Below are 18,516 nucleotides of genomic sequence, written 5' to 3'. Positions count from 1 at the left end.
TCGCGGGAGAGCACACCCCACCAGTCGACGAATACCACGCGGCGGCGCGGTGGCATCCGATCCGCGGTGTTCATTTTTCGAAGCCCATGTAGATGTCCTTGCCGGTACGCCACTGGCCCTTCTTCAGGAATTGCGGGTAGATGTGTTCGGTGGCGTGTACTTCGGCTGGGGTGAAGAACCGCATGTGTTCGACCGGGCCGTCGAGGTCGGCCCAATCCTGGTCCAGCTCACCGGATTCCAGGCGCGCGAGAAAATAGCACTCCACTTTGTGGCGGTGGTGTTTGGCCTCCCAGTACTCGAAGACGTGCACCAGTTCCCCTGCGGTGACATGGAGGCCGGTTTCTTCGTGGACTTCGCGGCGGATGCAGTCGTGCAGCGATTCGCCGGGTTGCAGGCGACCGCCGGGGGTGTACCAGATCCGGCCGTCGTTGGAGACCAGCAGCAGATCCTCACCCCTGGCGACGAGCGCGCGTGCGGTGACCTGGATCTGGAACTGGTTGGTGGCGTCGCTATCCATGGTGTCCTTCCGTGGTGAGTTGATCGTCGGCGAGCCATCGCCGGATGCTCGACCGCATTGCGGCGCATGTGGTCTCGGTCATACCAGCTGTCGAGGTTCCCTCGGCGGCGAGGTCGGCCAGCTGAGGATCGGTGAGCCCGAAGGCACGACCGACGTGCTGATACTCGCTGGTGAGGGTGGTGGCTAGCAGCGTGGGGTCGTCGGCGTTGAGCGTGACGGGAACGCCGTGGCGCAGCATCCTCGGCAGCGGGTGGCTGGCCAAATCGCTGATGACGGCGAGGCGCACGTTGGATGTCGGACACACGTCACAGACGATGCGGTCCTCGGCGAGTTCGTCAAGTAGGCGCGGATCTGCGGCGGCGCGCACGCCATGTGCGATCCGATCCGGTCGCATGCCGGCGATGGCGGCGCGGATCGCTTGTGGTCCTTGGGTTTCCCCGAGGTGCGGCACGACGAGTAGGCCGTGTGCGCGCACGATCGCGGCGGCCCGGGAGTACCGCTCGAATCCGTCGGTGGGTTCCTGCCCGGTCAGTCCGAGCCCGGCCACATTGTGGTCGGCGTACTTGACGGCGAAGCGGGCGGCTTGTTCGATCCAGCCGGGCGGACGTGCCCAGTTCACCCCGAGCAGGTAGCGCACTTCGATGTCGTGGCGGCGCGCGGCTTGCAGGAAGGTGTCGTCGATGAATGCGAGGGTGTCGGGCACGGGCCAGCCGAATCGGTCGGCGTAGAGCCACGGTCCGACCATCGGTTCGCTGTAGCGCACGCCCTCGGCAGCTTCGTCGGCGACGAACTCGCAGATGACCCGTCCTAGATCTTCGGGTGTGGCGATGACGTCGGTGACTTGCCGGAAGCAGTGCATGAACGCCGGAAGGTCGCTGAAAGCCGTGACGGCAGGCGTCGGCCGGTGGTGTCGATTCGCGAACTCAGCGATGGTGGTGGCGCGGGCTGCGCCTTCCAGATGCACGTGCAGGTGCGCCTTCGGCAGCGTCGCCAGACGCGTGGAGCGTTTCACGGTGACGGTCATGCCTACAGGTACTCCTGTCCGATCCGCAGATCGACAAGCGGCTGTGGTCCGCCGGTGGCGGGCGGGACCTCGACGGCGCCTGTCTGTGTTGTCAGTCCAGTCAGGATCAGCCGCATCGCGAACGACGATTCGGCCAGGATGTCGATATTGCTCGTCACTGCGGCGACCAGCGCGGTGAGCTTGGCATGTTCGGGATCGGCACTCGGCAGGTCTACGCCGAAGGCCGGGGTGTCGTCCCAGGTCGCGGTGTAGTGCGGCTGCTCGGGTGGGGTGTTGGATCGGACGAGGATGCGGTTGCGCCAGCAGTCGAGTCGCATGTCGCCGGATCGGCCGCGGACGATGAGGTAGTCCTCGGGCCGGTGCAGGCACCACGACGACTTGACCATGGCTTGCTGTCCTGTCGGGAATGTCAACTGCATGCTCATGTGGTCCTCGACCTGCTGGGTGAGTGTTGCGCCGTCGAGGCATCGCCGGTGAACGATAGCCTGGGTCACCGAGGCGGTGGCCACGCTCGGCGTGCCGGTGAGGGCCAGCAGCCGCGACAGCGCATACGGCAAGGTGTCCAGCGCCGGGCCTGCCACTGCCTCGCGGCTGTAGTACCAGTTCGATCGTGGCGGCCCCGGGACGTCGAGCATGGAGGTGAATTCCATTGGCGGGCCGATGATTCCCGAGCCGACCAGCTCAGCCACCGCGGTGAGCGCTGGGCGGTCGAGGAGTGGCAGTGCGACTACGACTCGATCGTGGCGGGCGGCGGCGAGTTCGAGTTGATCCAGCTCGCGAAGCGAGGTCGCGATCGGTTTCTCGATCAGCACGTGTTTGCCGGCCTCGAGCGCTGCCACCGCGTCGGCGCAGTGGTGTGCATGTGGGGTGCAGACCAGAATCGCGTCCACCGCTGGGTCGTCCAGTAGCGCGCTGCGGTCGCGGTGGGCGCGGGCGGTCGGCCACAACCGCAACGCTGAATCCCGGGAGGAGGCCGATGGGCTGCATATGGCGGTGACGCGAACCCCGGCCACAGTGTGGGCTTGGCGCAGGTACGCGCTGCCGATCATGCCGCAGCCGAGCACACCCAATCGCAGCGGCGCAGTCACGGTGTCTCCATAAGGTCGTCGACTGTCATGGCGGGATCGAGGGGGACGATGGCACCGGTCTCCTCGAGCAGCACCGCGTGCCGCTCGAAGAACTGGCAGACTCCAGCGTGGTGTTTGATCGGCTCGCCCAGCGGTTGCCCGAGAACCTGGACGCCGCCGTGTGTTTCGTAGTAGCGGCGAAGACCGGGTCGACACAGGTGTCGGCCGTGGAGCCGCGGCACCAGGGGTGCCGCCAAGCGCTCAACCGGGATGGCGGTGCGGCGTCCGGTCGGGTCGAGGACGGGCAGCAGCGCCGTGTGGATCTGGTCGGCGGGCCTGCCGGTGGTGTCCAGGTTGTGTAGTGGACCGACGACCAGTGTGGGGGCTTCGAGGTGGTAGAACTCGGCGAGCGCGTCGAGGAAGTCGCCGCGATACCACTGGTGTTCGAATTCGCGGTCGGCCTTGTCGCGTCGGCGGTGCAGCGACGTGGCGATCGGCGTGGTGAGCAGCACGATCGCCGCCGCCGGGCTCAGGTGCGGCCGGATGTCGCGGTCGAAGACGGCTCGGGCGTGCCGGTACAGGTCGCGGTCGCCGCTAGTGGCGGCGGTGGCCCAGCAGTAGGCCAGCACGCTGAGGTAGCTGCGGTCGAACACCGCCACCGCCGGGGGCCGTGCGTCGGCGAGGCGCGAGGCCAGCCGGTCGCGGCGCAACTCCCGCCGTAGATACCACGTGGTGATCTCCTGGGAGGGCCTGTCGTGCAAGGCTTCCCGGTCGGTGGTGGTGGGGTTGGTTTCGGGGACGGCGAGGCAGTCCTCGCCGAGCGTGGCGGCGAGGGTGACCATGATGGAGGTCTTGCCCGCGCCGGGTAGACCTTCCAGGTACACGCTGATCGTCATGCAACGGCTCCCGGTGGCGGGGTGGTCCAACTGCCGGACTCGTCGGCCATCGCTTGGTACATCGCGGCGAGGGTGGCGTGGTCGGCGGCGGCTTCGGTTAGCGGGTACAGCGGCGCGATGGTGGGGTCGGCGACGCTGGCGGCGAGGTTGGTGAGGAACGCCGCGGTGGTGATGCGTTCCTCGTCCAGCGGTAGCAGCGGGAATGGGTTGTGCCACTTGGTGATACATGTGTCGCCGGCGAAGACGGCGATCTCGGCGAGGACTTCGACGCCGTGCACGACGCGGGTGCGCCGCTGGATGCGGTAATGCTGGGCGTGGGGGTTGTCGGGGTCTGCGAGGGCGACCATCTCCTCGCCCCAGGCCGCGCCGTGGGTGCCGGTGAAACCGGCGTGGCGGCGGGCGCGGATCGGGGACTCGTAGTTCAGCCACGACCAGTGGTAGGTCGCGAGGGTGTCGTTGTCGAACTCGATCACCGCGTGCTGGACGCGTTCTCCAGGGAAGAAGACGCCACGGTGGGTGATGTGATCGGCCATCGGCAGATCCCGCTGTACCGCCAGCACCCGCTTCGGCGCGGCGGGTGCTGCGAGGTAGGAACGCAGCAGGCTCACACCGTGGTATTCGTGGCCGACTCCGTCGCAGTAGGCGGTCCGGACTTCACCGAACACGCCGCGCGTGATCAGGTCGCGTTTGACGGTCTCGATCGGACGGCGGTGGTACTGCTCGGCGACATCGGTGTAACTGTCGCGGCCAGCCAGCGCCACCGCGACCTCCGCTGCTTCGGTCGGGTCCGCCGACATCGGTGTCTCCAGCAGGACCGGGCGGTCCCAGGCCGCGAGTCGCCGATACAACTCGGGGTTCTGCGACCAGGTGACGCATGCGATCACCGCGTCCACGCCCGGCGCGTCGAGCAGGGCATCGAGGTCCGGATACGCGACGGTGCCCAAGGCTGTAGCGGCCTCGGCGCTGCGGTGGCGGTCGCGTCCGCAGATCCCTGCGGGCCGGACCCCGGGAAGCATCTTCAGCAGTGGACCGTAGAGCGTGCGCGCTCGGGTGCCCGCGCCGATCACCGCGACACCGACCTCGGGCGGCACGGTGTTCATGGCTGCTCCACGGTTGTCCAGGCGCCGTCGGTGCGGGCCGAGTCCGCGGCTGCGGTGGCGACGGCGAGGCTGCATAGGTGGTCGTCGAGCGAATGCGGGGGCGCCGCACCGGTTTCCAGGGCGTGCGCGAACGCACGATAGGCGCCGAGGATGCCGTCGGGCACCCACGCCCCGGGACACTTCTCGTTCTCGACGGGCACGCCGTCGCCGGAGACGAGCCAGGCATGGTCCAGGTCGGCCCCGGCGCTGCCGAAGGAGCCGTCGATGTCGAGGCGGTAGTGGAATCCGCCGGGCGCGGGCACGGCATTGTTGAACGACAGGCTGGCGGTCAACGGTGCTGTGTCCTCGAAGCCGAGCGTGATCGCGTAGGCGAGCGGGCACGACGCGTGCTGGCCGGGTTTGGACCATGCCCGCGCGGACACCGTCGTCGGGGTGCGGCCGGTCAGGTGGCGGACCAGGTCGAGGTAGTGCAGGCCGTGGTCGAGGAACAGGTAGTCCGGGTGATCGGTGTACCAGGCGGCCAGATCCTCGTTGAACCTGTTCGCATGATGCACCGCATAGACTTCACCCACGCGCCCGGCCTCGATCCAGCCGCGCACCCGCGCGTGCGTGGGCGCCCACCGGGCGTTGTGGTTGACCGCCACCGGCACCCCCGCCCGGCGCACCTCCTGCGCCAACTCACGCGCTGCGGCCAGGTCGTAGAGGACCGGCTTCTGCACCAGAAGCGGCTTACCGACATCAAGCAGCGTGCGGATCAGAGCGGCACGGTCGCCGGGGCGGGTCGCGACGTCGACGACATCGACGTCTCCACGTCGCGCCAGGGTGACAGCGTCTGATTCGATAGCGGCCCCGCAGGATTCGGCCGCGCTTCGTGCACGGGAGATGTCGAGGTCGCAGACCGCGCTCACCGTCACCTCACCGAGGGCGTAGGCGGGCAGGTGTCCCTCGGTGCCGATTCGGCCGCAGCCGATCAACCCGACACGCAGCGTCATGTCCGTTCTCCAATCGGGGTGTGCCCGGACGAAATTGCCTGCGCGGGGGCCAGACCGTGCCGTCCGGCCGCAAACAGTTGGCGCGCGGCCTCGCCCGGATCGAGGTTCCACACGGCCGGTGAGAACAGTTCGATCGAGGCGGGGCCGCTGTATCCGGTGTCGGCGATGACCGCGAGAAGGCCGGGCAGGTCAAGGATGCCTTGGCCTGGTGGGCAGCGCAGTTCGTCGCGCATCGCCGCCGGGTCGATGCCAGCAGGGACGTCGCTGACCTGCACGAACTCGACCGATCCTGGCGGCAGAGCCCGGATCTCGGCCTCAGGCACGGCGGCGGCGAACAGATGGCAGGTGTCCAGCAGCAGCCCGATGTTGGGGTGACGCAGTTGGTCGAGCAGACCCATCAGGTCCGCGAGATCCCGCACGAACGAATGGGTTCCGTCCAGCGTCGCGGGTAGCCCCGCGTGCAGGCCGATGAACTCGACGGCCAGGCGCACACCGTAGGGTTCGGCACGGTCGGCCAGCAGCCCGAGCCGCTCCACCGCCGTCAAGACGGCGTCGGCGGGCGGCAGATCGGTGCGTGGATTGCACACGATCGCCGCCCGTGCGCAGCCCAACGTCGCTGCGGCGGTGAGCCGTTCATCCAGGGTGGCCTCGGCGGCACTCCATGCGGCCTGGTCGACCAGCAGCGGCGCGGGCAGTACCGGCCCTGCCGGAAGCAGGCCACTGAAAGCCTCGACCCGCACCCCCAGATCCACGATTCGGGCGGCGACAGCGCCCAAGCCGCCGAGGCCCTCGGCCAGGGCCAGGATCTGCTGGATGGACACCTCCACTCGCTCGAATCCCGCATTCCTGGTGACGGTGAGGAACTCGCTGACCGAAGTGCCCCACCGAAAACAGGCCGGGTTGATACACACCGGCAGGCCCGGACCGCCGTCGCGGGCTGCTAACTCGGTCAGCACAGCGCTCGCCTCCCCGCGATCAACTCGTCGCGCAGGCTGGGCAGCGACCCCATCACGTCCTCGACGACCGCGGTCACGTACCCCCTGTCCACGGCGGCGCCGCCGCCGGACTGCTGGACTCCGACGAACTGCGGGCAGGTCAGCTCGCCGCCCGACCGCGACACCAGGCACACCGTCATCGGCAGCCCTGTTACGGTGTGCAGTCGCTCGGCGACGGCTTGAGCCAGCACGTTGTAGAGCTTGCCGACGTGATAGACGGGGTTCTTACCGTTGGCGCCCTCCATACTCATGGGCCGCATCAGCGAGATGACACCGTTGCAGCGGTTGCCTCGCCCGACCACGCCCTCGTCGCCGCTCTCGATCGAGGACCCTGTCACCGTCAGATACAGCTCCAGGGCGTCGTGGTCGTCGCGGGTGTTCAACGCCACCGTCGCCTCACCCGAGGGGGCCAGACCACGCGCCCGCTTCAGCACCAGCTCATACAGGTCGTGTTTGCGGTCGATGTAGGTGGCCAGGTCCGGTGTGTACCGATCGATCTGGGGCACGCACAACGTGACGTGCAAATCACCTCCGTCGCGGCACACCATCACCTTGATATCCGACCCGAAATGCGGTGCCGCGGCGGTGAATTCGGAGCCGTTGAGCCAGCCCTCGATATCGAGGGCCGCGAGTTCGGCGACGCTCAGCGGCGCATATCCCACACCGGCGGAGGTGTCGTTGGCGTGCAGACGGCGGCGCTCGCTCAGATCGTCGAGGCTGCGCGGGGCGAACCAGTGCAGCCGCCCACCGTCGCGGGAACTGGTGTCACTTCGGACGTGGCCGGGGCTCGACGCCGGGTTCAGCCGCATACGGACCTCGATGTCATCGCGGCGCAGCAGCGGCAGCCGGGAACACAGGAAATCGCGGGACACGGTCTCGATCAAATCCCCCACCGGTAGCTTCCGGTCACCCAAAGTCTCGCTGAACCGGCCGTTGACCAAAGCGGTGATAGGCCCGTCCATGCTGCCACCACCGAACGCGACGGTGGCAGAGCCGCCGAGCAGGGCGGTCTTGTCGGTGTTGTGGTGCAAGATCGCCCCGAACTCCTCGAGGCACAGTCGCGAATAGGCACGCGAAAGCTCCTCGGCCAACCCGTCGGCCAGCGAGTCGGGGTGACCGATGCCCTTGCGTTCGACGATGTCGAACCCGTAGGCATCGACGAAGCGGTCGGCCAGATCAACAGAAACCAACACGACGATTCCCTTCTGTGGTGGTATCGCGCTCGACGGTCCGCGCTGACCGTACGATTTCGGCAATAAGGTCAAGGTCGGCCAATGCCTCACGCGGGCCGGTCGCCGCAGCCTTGCCGGACACGATCTGGTCGTGGAAGGCGATCAGTTCGGCGGCGAACACGTCGTCGTAGATCAACTCCCGCGTCACCGCATCACCGTCGTTCTCGGTGTCCAGCGCGATCGGCGCGTGTGGCAGATACGGCGACGGAAACGACACCGCGCACCGGGTGGTGTCGCCGACCAGTGCCAGGGTTTCGGTGTACCGGCCAGCCGCGACGAAGGTGTAGGACACAAGCCCGACCCGCCCCGAGGGACTGCGTAGGGTCGCCTGCCCGCTCAGCCCGTCGTTCCAGAATGCGGCGTTCACGACCCGCACGTGGCCGCCGAGTGCGGTCCGCAACAGGTTGACGTCGTGAATGACGCTGGTGGCCAACAGAAAATAGGCGGTCAGCGCGGCGAGGGGAGCATCTGCTCCGACGGTCCGCCGGATGGCCGCAGCGCTGGCTCCATCGGTGACCTGGTGGTGCACGAACTCCAACAGCGACCCGCCGGGCGGTCGCGCTCGACCGAGCACCGAATGCAGGTAGCGGTCCTCCGGTGGATGGACCAGATCCGCGGCCACGGTGCGCAGGCCCGACGCGATCCCGACCTGCTCCAGCGCGGTCGTCACCGCCGTGCTGTAGCGCTTCATGTATCCGACGACGCAGCCGACCCCGGCGGACTCGATAGCCTCGACCAACCCTCGGGCCTGTTCCGGCGACAGCGAAAGCGGCTTCTCGACGAACACCGACTTCCCCGATGCCACCGCACCCTGGATCTCGGCGACATGGTCACCGCTGGTGGTGATCAGCACCGCGTCGAACAGCTCGGCCGCGGCGAACAACTCTCCCACCGAGGCGAACCTGCGAGAACCACTCACCCACACCGCCGCCCGCTCCAGCGCCCGCGTGTCGGTGTCGCAGAGTGCGACCACCCGAAACCGGTCGCCGAGGCGAGCCAACGCCGGCAAGTGCCGGGTCTGCGCGGCGACGCCGCATCCGATCACCGCGATCCGCAGCCGCTCCATCACGCCGCTCCGTTCGGGCAGTGCCGCGCGGCCGCGAGGGTGAAGGCGGTGTCCAGCAGCGCCGACAGCGGTCGTTCACCACTCGTGGTCGCCCCCCGTGGAAACGCCCGATGCCCGGGGACATAACCACCCCGGCAGCGGGACGACCTTAGGGGATTCCGGACCTGATACACCTCGGCCCGCTGCTGCTGTGCCGCCCCCGTCGTAGACCGGAGGAGCCTCCAATGCCTCGAACCACCGAATCCTTCAGCCCGCATGGCTGGCCCCCTCATGCTGCTTGGTGCCCAGCCGAGACGCTGCGCAATCAGCTGAAGCCACATAGGGAAACGTCAATCCGCGTGCTTGCCGCTGTTGCAGCAGCCACCATTTCGCGCCGCACGCCCGCGATATCGTGCCGCCTTCGACGGCTTCACAGGCGCAGTGCTCGTCCAGCCACGGCCGTATCTCGGCATCGACGACCTTCCGCCACTGCGGTGGCGCGTCATGCGATGTTGGCATCGAAGTAGCTCCTTTGGTCACTAGTCGTCTGGGTCGTCGTACTCAGGTCCGAGCCTGGATAGAATTTCGGCTGCACTCACACCGAGGACGGCGGCGGCGGTGTCGTATGGCGCTGTGCTCTGACTGCCCGGCTCGTCATCGGCCCGGCCCTGGTACATCAGCCACCCGGCCCCGGATATCGCTCCAGCGAACAGCAGCGTGACCACGATGACCGGCCTAGTTGCCACCCCAGCATCAGGCGATGGCATGTGATCCGAGACGGCTGTAGCTTGCACCGTCCTCCACGGTGATCACCTCGTCACACCACTCGATGACCGGCCCCACGTCACCGTCGAGATGCTTCAGGTTTGGGGTAAGCACGGCCGAGATCTCCACCCCGCGCACCCGGGTCATGTTGCGTGCCACGTTCCGCAGGCGCATCGCCGGATGGTCCGTGTCGTCGCCGAACACGACTGTTTTGATCAGGTTGTAGCCCAAGTCCTGTGCAGCACGCCGGATTTCGGTCTCGTCCCACGGTTGGCGTGTACCGGATTCGTCACGACGGATGTAGCCCATTGCTGCGGGTGATCTCATGATGGTTCGGTCCCTGCGGTTGGTTGGTTGATCGAACTGAAAACCCCGGCTGCCGCGATCCGTGCTTTTCATGGACCTCAGAATCGGTGCACGACGGCCTGCCCGGAACTGTCGCTGTAGGTCGTTGCACTGACTTTTCACTGACGTTCGGCGCTGGGCCACGCTTTCCAGACACGCCCTCGGTGACACACTGGCCGCATGGAACTCAACGGGTCGCCGATCAGTCAGTCCGAGCTCGCCGCGCTGGGTTTGGTCGGGTACGGGCACTTCACGTCCATGCGTGTCGAGAATCGCGCTGTGCGCGGGCTCAGCCAGCACATGGACCGGCTCACCCGCGACTGCCGCACCGTGTTCGACGCCGAACTAGACCCCGAGCGCGTGCGCCACCTCATCCGCCGCGCCGTGGCCGACACCGACATTGCGGTAGTCGTGCGGATCACGGTGTTCGACCCGCGCATCGCCCTCGGCAGGCCCGGCGCCGAAGCCGACCCTCATGTCCTCGTGACCTGGCGTGAAGCGCCCCCGGTCCCGCAAGCCCCGATGAATCTGCGGTCGGCGGTCTACACCCGCGACCTACCCAAAACCAAGCACGTCGGCCTGTTCGGTGCCCTCTACCAGCGCCGCCTCGCCCAACGCGACGGTGCCGACGATGTCCTGTTCACCAACGCCGACGGCACCATCACCGAGATCGCGACGTCCAACATCGGCGTCATCTCCGACGGCCAGCTGATCTGGCCGCAGGCCGAGGTGCTGCCCGGCATCACGATGCGCCTGCTCAGCCAGACCCTGGATGAGGAAGTCGTCGTCAAGCCCATCACCCTGGCCGAATTGCCGCATATCGATGCAGCCGTCGCGACCAACGCCGCGGTCGGTGTGCGTGCAATCGCCCGCATCGACGACATCGACCTTCCCGTCGACCACGAGATGATCGACCGGCTCCGCGCGGAATACGAATCCATTCCCCCGCAACGCATCTGACGCACGCCATGCCACCGCTGTGACTAGGCTCAGACCCCACCGCTCGGGAAGGGAGGACACGCGCGATGGCCATCGTGGTCCGCAGCTGGACAGGAGCCGAAGCAGCCGCACTGCGAGACGCCCGGCGGATGAGTCTGATCGAATTCGCAGCGCATATCGGCGTCAACCCCCGTGTGATATCCCGCTGGGAAGCCGGCGGCGCGAACATCCGCCCCCGCCCTGTGAACCAAGCAGCCCTCGACACAATCTTGTCGCGCCTCAACGACGACGAACTCGCCCGATTCGTCGAAGCGATATCTCCCACCGCCCTGAGCGACGCTCGCGACACCGACGTCGTCCAGCAACGCACCAACACCCGCCATCCCGCCGACGGCAAGCTGATGACCTGGGTGCCCGAAGGAATCTTCCTCGCCGGACCACAAGACCAACCCGTGTGGGTGGCCGGATTCTGGATGGATGTCTTCCCGACCACCAACGCCGACTACGCGCGATTCGTTGCCGCCCACCGACATTCCACGCCCCAGCATTGGGACGGCCCGACCCCGGCCCGCGACATCGCCGACCACCCTGTGGTCTGGGTCAGCTGGGACGACGCCAACACCTATGCCCAATGGGCCCACAAAGCTCTGCCGACCAGCCAACAATGGGAAAAAGCCGCCCGAGGCACCCGCGGCAACACCTGGCCGTGGGGCAACCAGCCGACCCCGGCCAAATGCAATGTCCGCGGCTCCGGACCCGGCACCATGACGCCGGTATCTACCTACGCCAGCGGAGTCAGTCCATTCGGCATCTACGATCTCGTCGGAAACACCTGGGAATGGACCGCCACCGAGACCGCCACCGACCGATTCGAGCTCAAAGGCTCGGCGTTCACCAGCCCTTTCGACCGAGGCGAACCAGCAGCATTCAACGATGCCACGCGCAGGATGCTCGACGACGACACCGGATTCCGTTGCGTCACAGGAAATCTCGTGAGCGAGACAGTTTAGTCGACCGTCAGATCACGCGTGACGTCGACCGCGGCCGGAGTCATTGAGGCCGAGGAACACATCCACCCGCAATTCCTGAAGAAGAGCCAGTGGCGTACCGGCATGGACATCGACATGGGCTTCGAGAAATGAGCATGGCGGAGCGGATGCCGGCGCACCGCCACGTGGTATTCGTCGACTGGTGGTGTGTGCTTTCCCCCGACTGCTACTGGCAGTCGATCTGTGCCGACCCACACCATCCGATCCGCGACCAGCTAATGGACTACATCAGTGAGGTGCTTGCCCCCGACAGCAATCAGGTGCTCGGCACGAAGTACCGGCAAGTCCTCGCGTGAATCGGGTCATATCGACGAAATTCTTGACCGCTCGCGGCAATAGCGTCCCCGCGACATAGCTGCATGGCGGCTCGTCGGGGTCTTTCCTATACCTGCACGACAATAGCTGGTTCAAATCCTTCGTACAGTGACAGAACCCGCTTTTCTCCCATGTAGACCAGATGCATTTCGTTGTGCTGACATCGGCCGAACCAGAATGCCGCGCGTATCGCGATTATGCATCCGCCGAGGAAACAAACCACTTGATTGGCGCGTTCGATATATTCCACCACTGTGATTGCTTTCCGGTCGGGCAACCATTCGGCGAGAAGGCGGCCGATCCGTTCGACGTCCGGACTTTTGACATCCGTTCGTTCAGGGGTTGGGCGCATTTATGATAATGTGGGCGAAACTTTGCGAGGAGCGCCGTATACGATTTGTTACGATTATAAAAGAAATCTTGCCAGAAGTCGCAGTAACCACCTCATCCTTATTCATGGTTACTACCTTGCCATAGACGGGCCAGATATTCGAACAAGTTTTGGAAATCTCGGATGGAAGATTCACAATACTCTGGATCGCTCTGTGCGATGGCGTCTAACAGTTCGCGCCCCTCCAGCCCCGGGAATTCCGAGGTATCCGAGGCGACTCGGATCGGCTGGATGATCCAGTTGCGACCCGGTTTATCGACGTTCCAGTCGATCTCGCCGCGATAGGATCGCACGCTAGATTGGATTACGTCGGGTGTATCGTTGGATTCGGACTTGTAGCGCCAAACTATGAATGGCGGAGTCCTTCGGGGGGTGAAGTCGTCGAAGCCCATATCAATTCGAGCCCATTCGACCTCGCCGAGAATCGCAAGCGTGGAGAGTATGCGTTTGGATGGCCGATCGGCTGCGTTGGTCATCCCGACCACCTCACTCCTGGGTTTAGGTATTTGATCACTCTCTCGAAGTCGCCTAAAGGAATCGGAGTTACCGATAGCCTTGGATCGTAAACGTAACGACCATCTGTATATACCTCATGAAATACGTACTCCTGGGTTACACGCCCGGTGTTCTCGGGCGTGAGGAGGAGGCTCCCGTCTGCTGGTTCGTAACGAATGATGCTCCCAACCCCATCGGCTCTCGAGAGCATGTCCTGCGCGATCTCTGAGCAGTCGTAGCTTTCCGAATATTTCTTGTGCATCAAATCATCGAGCTGAGGATTCGGCGGGTGAGCCGGATTCGGCTCACGGAACTGGAACGATCCATCCTCATTACGACAGGGCACCAGCCCCAACGGGTCGGTCCACAGCCCCGGATTGCGAGGGTAGCCCATCGGGTTTGGGCCAGGTGCGAGACCCATAGGATCTGCTGTGAGAAACCGCCCTGTGTGCGGGTCGTAGACGCGGTGCAGGTTGTAATGCAGACCGGTTTCGGCGTCGTGCTGCTGACCAGGAAATCGGAGTGGGGTTCCGGCGTGTTCTGGCCAGGTGGTGTTGCCCCATAGATCGGTGTATGCGGTGGCGACGTTGGTCGCGGTGGCGGGATCGATGAGTTCGGTGGGGGTGCCGACGAGGTCGGTGATGATTGCGAAGAACTCGCGGTCGACGCGGGTTTGGTCGGTGGTCTGGGTGATCGGGATGTGGGAGTTCGGTTGGTACTGCCACCGTTTCGAGCTGTCGTCGGTGGTCTGTTCGATGAGGTGGGTGCCGTCCCAGGTGTAGTCGGCGCGGTGGAGGATGGCGCCATCGGCGGCGAGGTGTTGTTTGGTCGTGCGGCGACCGAGGCCATCGTAGGTGTAGTGCCACCACTGGTGGTCCGGAGTCCAGACGTCTGTGAGTTGGTCGAAGGCGTTGTAGCGGTACCGCCAGATGTCAGGTTTGCGGGACAGGCGTGTGGTGGTTTTGCGGATCAGGCGGCCGGACTCGTCGTAGTGGTAGCGGGTGCGGCCGCCTCGGATGAGGAGGTTGTTGTGGTATTCGCGGTGATCGTTGGTCTCCGGTGTGGGATGTGAACCGTGAGTGGTAGCCGGTGTTGTTGAAGCGGTGCGAGCAACGGCGCTTTCGCCCGAGGCCTGCGCGGGCAGGGTGCTGGTGATGTTGCTGAGAGGGTCGTACGTGTATTGCTCAGTAAGGGCGCCGTTGCGGGTGATGGTGGTAACGCGGCCCGCGGGATCGAGGGTGTATTCGCGATGCACCGGGTCGCTGTCGAGGTGGGTGAGGATGTGGCTGGTGGGGTATCCGTCTGGGCGGTAGGTGTATTCGTCGTACCGGAGCTGGTGTGGGCTCGGGCGGGTAGACGGGCCGAGGTCGAGTGAGCTGCCGGGGTAGGCAGTGACGTCCTGGTGGGTGAGATGCCCTACCGCGGTGAGAGCGCGGGTGATCGCGATTTCACCGATGCGCCAAGAGGTTAGACGACCGAGTGGGTCGTGGGTGAACTGGACGTGGTTGCCGTCGACTGTCATTGCGCGGCTACGGCCGGTGAAGTCGTAGTGCCAGTCGGTGGTCGCGTCGGTGGGGGTGATGCGGCGGGTGCGGCGGCTGAGTTGGTCGTAGTCGTGCCGCATCGGGGGTTGATGATCGAGCGTTTGGGTGGCGATGTGGCCTGTTGGGGTGTAGCCGAATTCGAGGGTGTGGATCGCATCCCCTCCGCTGCCGGAGACAGCTGCGAGGATGCGCCCGACGGGGTCGTGGGTGTAGCGGAGCCATTCGCCGGTGTCGGCTGTGATTTCGGTAAGACGCCCGAGGATGTCGCGGGTGTAATGGCGGGTGACGCCGGTGGCGGGAGTGATCGTGGCGACGCGGCCGGCGCGGTCGTGGGTGTAGTGGGTGGCGGCACCGGTGTAGTCGGTTTCGGCGATCAGGCGGCCCGCGAGGTCGTGCTCGTAGGTCCAGGTATGGCCCAGGGGGTTGGTGACCGTGGTGAGGCGGCGTTCGGCGTCCCAGGTGTAGCGGGTGGTCGACCCGTCGGGCTCGGTGCGGGAGGTCAGCATGTCGAAGGCACCGTAGGTGAAGCGGGTGAGGTTGGCTGCGCGGTCTGTGTGTGTCAGCAGGTTGCGTTCACCGTCGTAGGTCCACGATTCGGTGTGACCGTCGGGGTCGGTGCGCTGCAGCAGTTTTCCATCGGGAGCCCACGCATAGCAGGTGTGGCCGCCGAGGGGGTCGATGATTCGGATCGGTCTGCCGAAGTGGTCGCGTTCTATGCGGGTGATCGCGCCGTTCGGGTCGGTTGTCTGGATGGGAAGACCGGCCGGATCTACCTCGATGGTGGTGCGGGCGCCGTCGGCGTTGGTGATCTGGGCGATAGCGCCATTGGGGTGGTAGCGGTATTCGGTGCGGGTGCCCGCCGGGTCGATGACGGCGGCGAGGTTGCCGGTCTTGTCCCATTCCTGTTGTCGCACACTGCCGTCTGCCTCGATGACTCTGGTGGGGCGGTTGCGCCACAGGTACGCGATCTCGACGGTGTGGCCGTCAGGGCGGGTGATTTCGGCGACGTCGCCCTCGGCGGTGTACTTGTAGCGGGTGATTCCACCATCGGGAGCAACGACTTTCAGCGGGTTGCGATCGGCGTTGTAGTCGATATGGGTACGACCACCTACCGGGTCGACAAGGTCGCGGAGGCGACGGTCCCGGTCGAAGCCGTGGCTGGTGACCGCACCGAAGGAGTCGGTGACGGTGGTGAGGCTGCCGGTGCCGTCGGGGAATTCGAGATAGTCGAAGTCGCAGTTCATCACACCGGCGGTGCCGCGCTGGTAGGTGACGCGACCGGACTCGTCGTAGGTGTTGACCATCTGATTGCCGTTTGAATCGGTCCACGAGGTCATCCGGTGTTCAGTGTCGTAGCTGTAACGGGTGGTGGCGCCGACGGCGTTGGTGACCATCGCGAGTTCACCGAACTCGTAGGCGAATTCCCGCACCTGCGTGGCAGTTTCAACACGGTTGTCGCCGGAACTGCTGACCGACAGTCCGGTCACCCGGCCCGCCGCGGTGTCGATGAGGACTCGGTATCCGCCGGAATGCGAGACCTCGATCGGTGTGCCGTCGGTGTTGTAGTGGAAGCGGATTCGGTTACGGTGCCGGTCGGTAATCGCCGAGATCGCGTAGTTCCCCAGCCGGGATTCGAGGTCGCCGAGTACTGGTTCTGGAGCGAAATGCCAGATCAGTTCGCGACCTTGATCCCAGAGCCGATAGCCGCCGGTGTCGGTGCGGGTCAACGTCCACCGCTGCCCACCAGTGATCGGCTCCACCGCCACACCAGCCGCGGCGTGCGGATAGACCAGCATGATCCCGTCCTGCCCGAGGAAGGTCACACCTTCGTGCTCGACGACCAAACGGATGTCGAGGGTCGCCGACCAGGAAGGACCGAACCAGCGGCCATACCGGTAGCTCGAGCGGTGAGTGCGCTCCAACACTAGCGACAGAACTCCGGGCAGCTCGAGATCGGTTTCCGGAAGCAGGAATTCGCCACTGGCGACATCGACGGGATCTCGGTCGCAGGTTTTCTCGTTCGGGGTCTGGTTGCTGTCAGCGCCGTTTTCGCGCGCCGTGTCACCGGCACCCTGGTCGGCCTCGGCGCGACCCTGCGGTGTGTTGTCCACCGGTTGGTCGTGGTGAGACTGTTGATGATCCGGGCTGCCGTGACCGCCAGGGGTCGTACCGTCCCCTCTATGTCCGTCCGTGTGGGTCGGGTTCGGGTCATGGGTCTGCTGTGGAGAGTCACCGCCGTGCTCGGTTGTGGTGGGCGAATCAGTGTTGTGAGGAGCCGGATTCGTGTCCGGATGCGGTGCCGCCGATGGTGACTCCGGCTGTGTGTGGTTGGGAGCCGAGTCCTCCAGTCGGGGTGCGGCGGGTTCTGTAGTGTGCGAGGGGGTTTGGGACGTGGTGTCGCCGCCGGGATGGGGGTCGGCGGTTCCCGGCTGGGTTGGGGATTCGGTCGCCGTGTTGGGGTGGGTGCCCGGCTCGGTCGTACTCGGGTGGGTGCCCGTCGGCGTTCCCGGCTCGTGCCCGGTCGAGGTCGGCGACGATGCCTCGCTTGTTGGGTGGGTGCCCGTCGGTGCGCCCGGCTCATGCGGTGTCGACGAAGGAGCGTGAGATGTGGGAGCGCTCGGCGTGTGGGTGCCGGCCGATGGGTGTGGAGCGTGTTCTGCCGCGCTGGCCACAGTGTGGGTGGCTTTGGTGACTTTGGAGACGTCGCCGACCTTGTCCAACGCCGACAGCGCGGGTTTTGCCGCGCCCGCACCGCCGGTCCCGACGGTGGTGATCAGGTCCCCGGTGAGCGAGCCCAAAAATTCCGACGGGTTCTTGCGGGCACCGGACAGGATCGCCGACGTCGTCGCCCCGGGATCAGCGGCAGCCACCACCAGGCCAGTGCCCAGATCCGACATCCCCGAGAAGTATTCGGCCGGATGAGTGAGGTTGTAGGCGTCCATCGGACTGACCTGACGCACGAACTGCACGATCCCGGAGAAACTGGTCAACAACCCGGAGGTGAAGTTCAGTTTCGCTTGATCGAATGCCCCCGATAGGTCCGAGAGGTTGTCGGTCCAGCGTTCGGTGAACGGCGGCTCGGTCGGCGCGGACTCTGTCGCCGCCGCCAATGCGGTTGCAGCTGAGGTCGCGGCGTTGTCGCGTTGGGCGCGGGCGCCGCGCAGGATCTCGCGGGCCTCGTTGCGTATCGACGTCCACGTGTCGACCAGGGGGGTTTTGCGTTTCTGCTCATCGGACAGCGCATTCCACTGGGTCTTCTTGCTGGTTTCCTCGGTATCGGCGGCATCCCACCGCGCGATCGCGTCGGCGGCTTTGGTTTGGGCGGCGGTGACCTCGTAATACCAACTGTTGAGTACATCCGACGCCTTGTGCATCGCGTCCGAGCCCTCCCACCACAGCTTGGGCTGTTTGGCGAACTCGGTGTGGAACTCCTCCGCAGCGGTCCCAGTCCAGTCCGCGGTGTTGACGGTGCGCAGGGCGTCGCCGGTCTGCCCGATCGAATCCCCCATCTTCCCCAATGCTTCGGCGGCGTCGTGGATCGCTGACGGGTCACCCCGGATCAGCTCTTTCGGATCCTTGGTTTGTCCGAGTTCACGCTCACCGATTTCACCGCCGGCCAGGTCGGCGATCTTGTCGCCGAGATCGTCCAACCCTTCGGCGACACCGTCCGCGCCAAGGTTGCGGGCCAGCGTGGCGGCGGCGTCCAACCCAGAATCGGCGAGCTCTCCCACTTTCTGGGTGACCGATTCGACACCATGCTCGATCGCGTCACCAACCGAGTTGACGAAATCCCCGATACCCAAAG

At 65.6% G+C, this 18,516-nt stretch carries 18 protein-coding genes; 3 read left to right on the top strand and 15 right to left on the bottom strand.

What is annotated here, in order from left to right:
• Positions 1-70 precede the first annotated feature (70 nt).
• From ACQPYR_RS22695 to ACQPYR_RS22640, 12 genes are all read right to left on the bottom strand, one after another.
• The gene (locus tag ACQPYR_RS22695) at positions 71-517 is read right to left on the bottom strand and encodes an NUDIX domain-containing protein (RefSeq protein ID WP_433620961.1); all 447 of its coding nucleotides are present in this window, start codon (positions 515-517) and stop codon (positions 71-73) included.
• A complete protein-coding gene (gene add, locus ACQPYR_RS22690; RefSeq protein ID WP_433620960.1) occupies positions 510-1,541 on the bottom strand; it encodes an adenosine deaminase in 1,032 nt (343 codons plus the stop codon). Before add ends, ACQPYR_RS22695 begins: the two co-directional genes overlap by 8 nt.
• Positions 1,542-1,543: 2 nt before the next feature.
• Positions 1,544-2,629 (bottom strand): Gfo/Idh/MocA family protein, encoded by a 1,086-nt coding sequence (locus ACQPYR_RS22685; protein ID WP_433620959.1) that lies wholly within the window; start codon positions 2,627-2,629, stop codon positions 1,544-1,546.
• Positions 2,626-3,504: an AAA family ATPase gene (locus ACQPYR_RS22680; RefSeq protein ID WP_433620958.1), complete on the bottom strand. Its 879-nt coding sequence runs from the start codon at positions 3,502-3,504 to the stop codon at positions 2,626-2,628. Before ACQPYR_RS22680 ends, ACQPYR_RS22685 begins: the two co-directional genes overlap by 4 nt.
• Positions 3,501-4,604, bottom strand: coding sequence for a Gfo/Idh/MocA family protein (locus ACQPYR_RS22675; RefSeq protein WP_433620957.1), 1,104 nt, complete (start codon positions 4,602-4,604; stop codon positions 3,501-3,503). The genes ACQPYR_RS22680 and ACQPYR_RS22675 overlap by 4 nt, the downstream gene beginning before the upstream one ends.
• Positions 4,601-5,596 carry a Gfo/Idh/MocA family protein gene (locus ACQPYR_RS22670; RefSeq protein WP_433620956.1) on the bottom strand — a complete coding sequence of 332 codons (996 nt, stop codon included), beginning with the start codon at positions 5,594-5,596 and terminating at the stop codon, positions 4,601-4,603. The genes ACQPYR_RS22675 and ACQPYR_RS22670 overlap by 4 nt, the downstream gene beginning before the upstream one ends.
• Positions 5,593-6,552 carry a sugar phosphate isomerase/epimerase family protein gene (locus tag ACQPYR_RS22665; protein ID WP_433620955.1) on the bottom strand — a complete coding sequence of 320 codons (960 nt, stop codon included), beginning with the start codon at positions 6,550-6,552 and terminating at the stop codon, positions 5,593-5,595. Before ACQPYR_RS22665 ends, ACQPYR_RS22670 begins: the two co-directional genes overlap by 4 nt.
• Positions 6,546-7,784: a methionine adenosyltransferase gene (locus ACQPYR_RS22660; protein ID WP_433620954.1), complete on the bottom strand. Its 1,239-nt coding sequence runs from the start codon at positions 7,782-7,784 to the stop codon at positions 6,546-6,548. Before ACQPYR_RS22660 ends, ACQPYR_RS22665 begins: the two co-directional genes overlap by 7 nt.
• On the bottom strand, positions 7,768-8,889 hold the full coding sequence (locus ACQPYR_RS22655) for a Gfo/Idh/MocA family protein (protein WP_433620953.1): 1,122 nt from the start codon (positions 8,887-8,889) through the stop codon (positions 7,768-7,770). Before ACQPYR_RS22655 ends, ACQPYR_RS22660 begins: the two co-directional genes overlap by 17 nt.
• A 246-nt stretch (positions 8,890-9,135) precedes the next feature.
• Positions 9,136-9,387, bottom strand: coding sequence for a hypothetical protein (locus ACQPYR_RS22650; protein WP_433620952.1), 252 nt, complete (start codon positions 9,385-9,387; stop codon positions 9,136-9,138).
• 20 nt (positions 9,388-9,407) lie between these two features.
• Entirely contained in the window at positions 9,408-9,614 is a 207-nt protein-coding gene (locus tag ACQPYR_RS22645) for a hypothetical protein (protein WP_433620951.1), read from the bottom strand.
• A gap of 7 nt (positions 9,615-9,621) precedes the next feature.
• Entirely contained in the window at positions 9,622-9,960 is a 339-nt protein-coding gene (locus tag ACQPYR_RS22640) for a hypothetical protein (RefSeq protein ID WP_433620950.1), read from the bottom strand.
• Between the two features lie 198 nt (positions 9,961-10,158).
• Between ACQPYR_RS22640 and ACQPYR_RS22635 the strand changes: the two genes are divergently transcribed.
• The 3 genes from ACQPYR_RS22635 to ACQPYR_RS22625 all read left to right on the top strand — a co-directional run bounded on the left by ACQPYR_RS22635 (position 10,159) and on the right by ACQPYR_RS22625 (position 12,262).
• Positions 10,159-10,938 (top strand): aminotransferase class IV family protein, encoded by a 780-nt coding sequence (locus ACQPYR_RS22635; protein ID WP_433620949.1) that lies wholly within the window; start codon positions 10,159-10,161, stop codon positions 10,936-10,938.
• 65 nt (positions 10,939-11,003) lie between these two features.
• Positions 11,004-11,927, top strand: a complete 924-nt coding sequence (locus tag ACQPYR_RS22630; RefSeq protein WP_433620948.1) for an SUMF1/EgtB/PvdO family nonheme iron enzyme — start codon at positions 11,004-11,006, stop codon at positions 11,925-11,927.
• Positions 11,928-12,061: 134 nt separating this feature from the next.
• Complete coding sequence (locus ACQPYR_RS22625) at positions 12,062-12,262, top strand: hypothetical protein (protein ID WP_433620947.1); 201 nt, start codon at positions 12,062-12,064, stop codon at positions 12,260-12,262.
• Positions 12,263-12,348: 86 nt separating this feature from the next.
• Here the strand turns inward: ACQPYR_RS22625 and ACQPYR_RS22620 are convergent, their stop codons facing one another.
• The 3 genes from ACQPYR_RS22620 to ACQPYR_RS22610 all read right to left on the bottom strand — a co-directional run bounded on the left by ACQPYR_RS22620 (position 12,349) and on the right by ACQPYR_RS22610 (position 18,514).
• Positions 12,349-12,633 (bottom strand): hypothetical protein, encoded by a 285-nt coding sequence (locus ACQPYR_RS22620; protein WP_433620946.1) that lies wholly within the window; start codon positions 12,631-12,633, stop codon positions 12,349-12,351.
• 98 nt (positions 12,634-12,731) lie between these two features.
• A complete protein-coding gene (locus ACQPYR_RS22615) occupies positions 12,732-13,148 on the bottom strand; it encodes a hypothetical protein (RefSeq protein WP_433620945.1) in 417 nt (138 codons plus the stop codon).
• Positions 13,145-18,514, bottom strand: a complete 5,370-nt coding sequence (locus ACQPYR_RS22610) for a putative T7SS-secreted protein (protein WP_433620944.1) — start codon at positions 18,512-18,514, stop codon at positions 13,145-13,147. Before ACQPYR_RS22610 ends, ACQPYR_RS22615 begins: the two co-directional genes overlap by 4 nt.
• Positions 18,515-18,516 lie beyond the last annotated feature (2 nt).

The sequence above is a fragment of the Nocardia sp. CA-120079 genome (assembly GCF_050955745.1).
Lineage (GTDB): Bacteria > Actinomycetota > Actinomycetes > Mycobacteriales > Mycobacteriaceae > Nocardia.
The sequence above is the reverse complement of the archived record's forward strand: the minus strand, read 5'-3'. Positions and strand labels throughout refer to the sequence as shown.

Coding starts and splice junctions, on each gene's coding strand:
- ACQPYR_RS22695 (WP_433620961.1), bottom strand. CDS start 517: ATGGATAGCGACGCCACCAACCAGTTCCAGATCCAGGTCACCGCACGC.
- add (WP_433620960.1), bottom strand. CDS start 1,541: ATGACCGTCACCGTGAAACGCTCCACGCGTCTGGCGACGCTGCCGAAG.
- ACQPYR_RS22680 (WP_433620958.1), bottom strand. CDS start 3,504: ATGACGATCAGCGTGTACCTGGAAGGTCTACCCGGCGCGGGCAAGACC.
- ACQPYR_RS22675 (WP_433620957.1), bottom strand. CDS start 4,604: ATGAACACCGTGCCGCCCGAGGTCGGTGTCGCGGTGATCGGCGCGGGC.
- ACQPYR_RS22670 (WP_433620956.1), bottom strand. CDS start 5,596: ATGACGCTGCGTGTCGGGTTGATCGGCTGCGGCCGAATCGGCACCGAG.
- ACQPYR_RS22655 (WP_433620953.1), bottom strand. CDS start 8,889: ATGGAGCGGCTGCGGATCGCGGTGATCGGATGCGGCGTCGCCGCGCAG.
- ACQPYR_RS22650 (WP_433620952.1), bottom strand. CDS start 9,387: ATGCCAACATCGCATGACGCGCCACCGCAGTGGCGGAAGGTCGTCGAT.
- ACQPYR_RS22640 (WP_433620950.1), bottom strand. CDS start 9,960: ATGAGATCACCCGCAGCAATGGGCTACATCCGTCGTGACGAATCCGGT.
- ACQPYR_RS22635 (WP_433620949.1), top strand. CDS start 10,159: ATGGAACTCAACGGGTCGCCGATCAGTCAGTCCGAGCTCGCCGCGCTG.
- ACQPYR_RS22630 (WP_433620948.1), top strand. CDS start 11,004: ATGGCCATCGTGGTCCGCAGCTGGACAGGAGCCGAAGCAGCCGCACTG.
- ACQPYR_RS22625 (WP_433620947.1), top strand. CDS start 12,062: ATGGCGGAGCGGATGCCGGCGCACCGCCACGTGGTATTCGTCGACTGG.
- ACQPYR_RS22620 (WP_433620946.1), bottom strand. CDS start 12,633: ATGCGCCCAACCCCTGAACGAACGGATGTCAAAAGTCCGGACGTCGAA.
- ACQPYR_RS22615 (WP_433620945.1), bottom strand. CDS start 13,148: ATGACCAACGCAGCCGATCGGCCATCCAAACGCATACTCTCCACGCTT.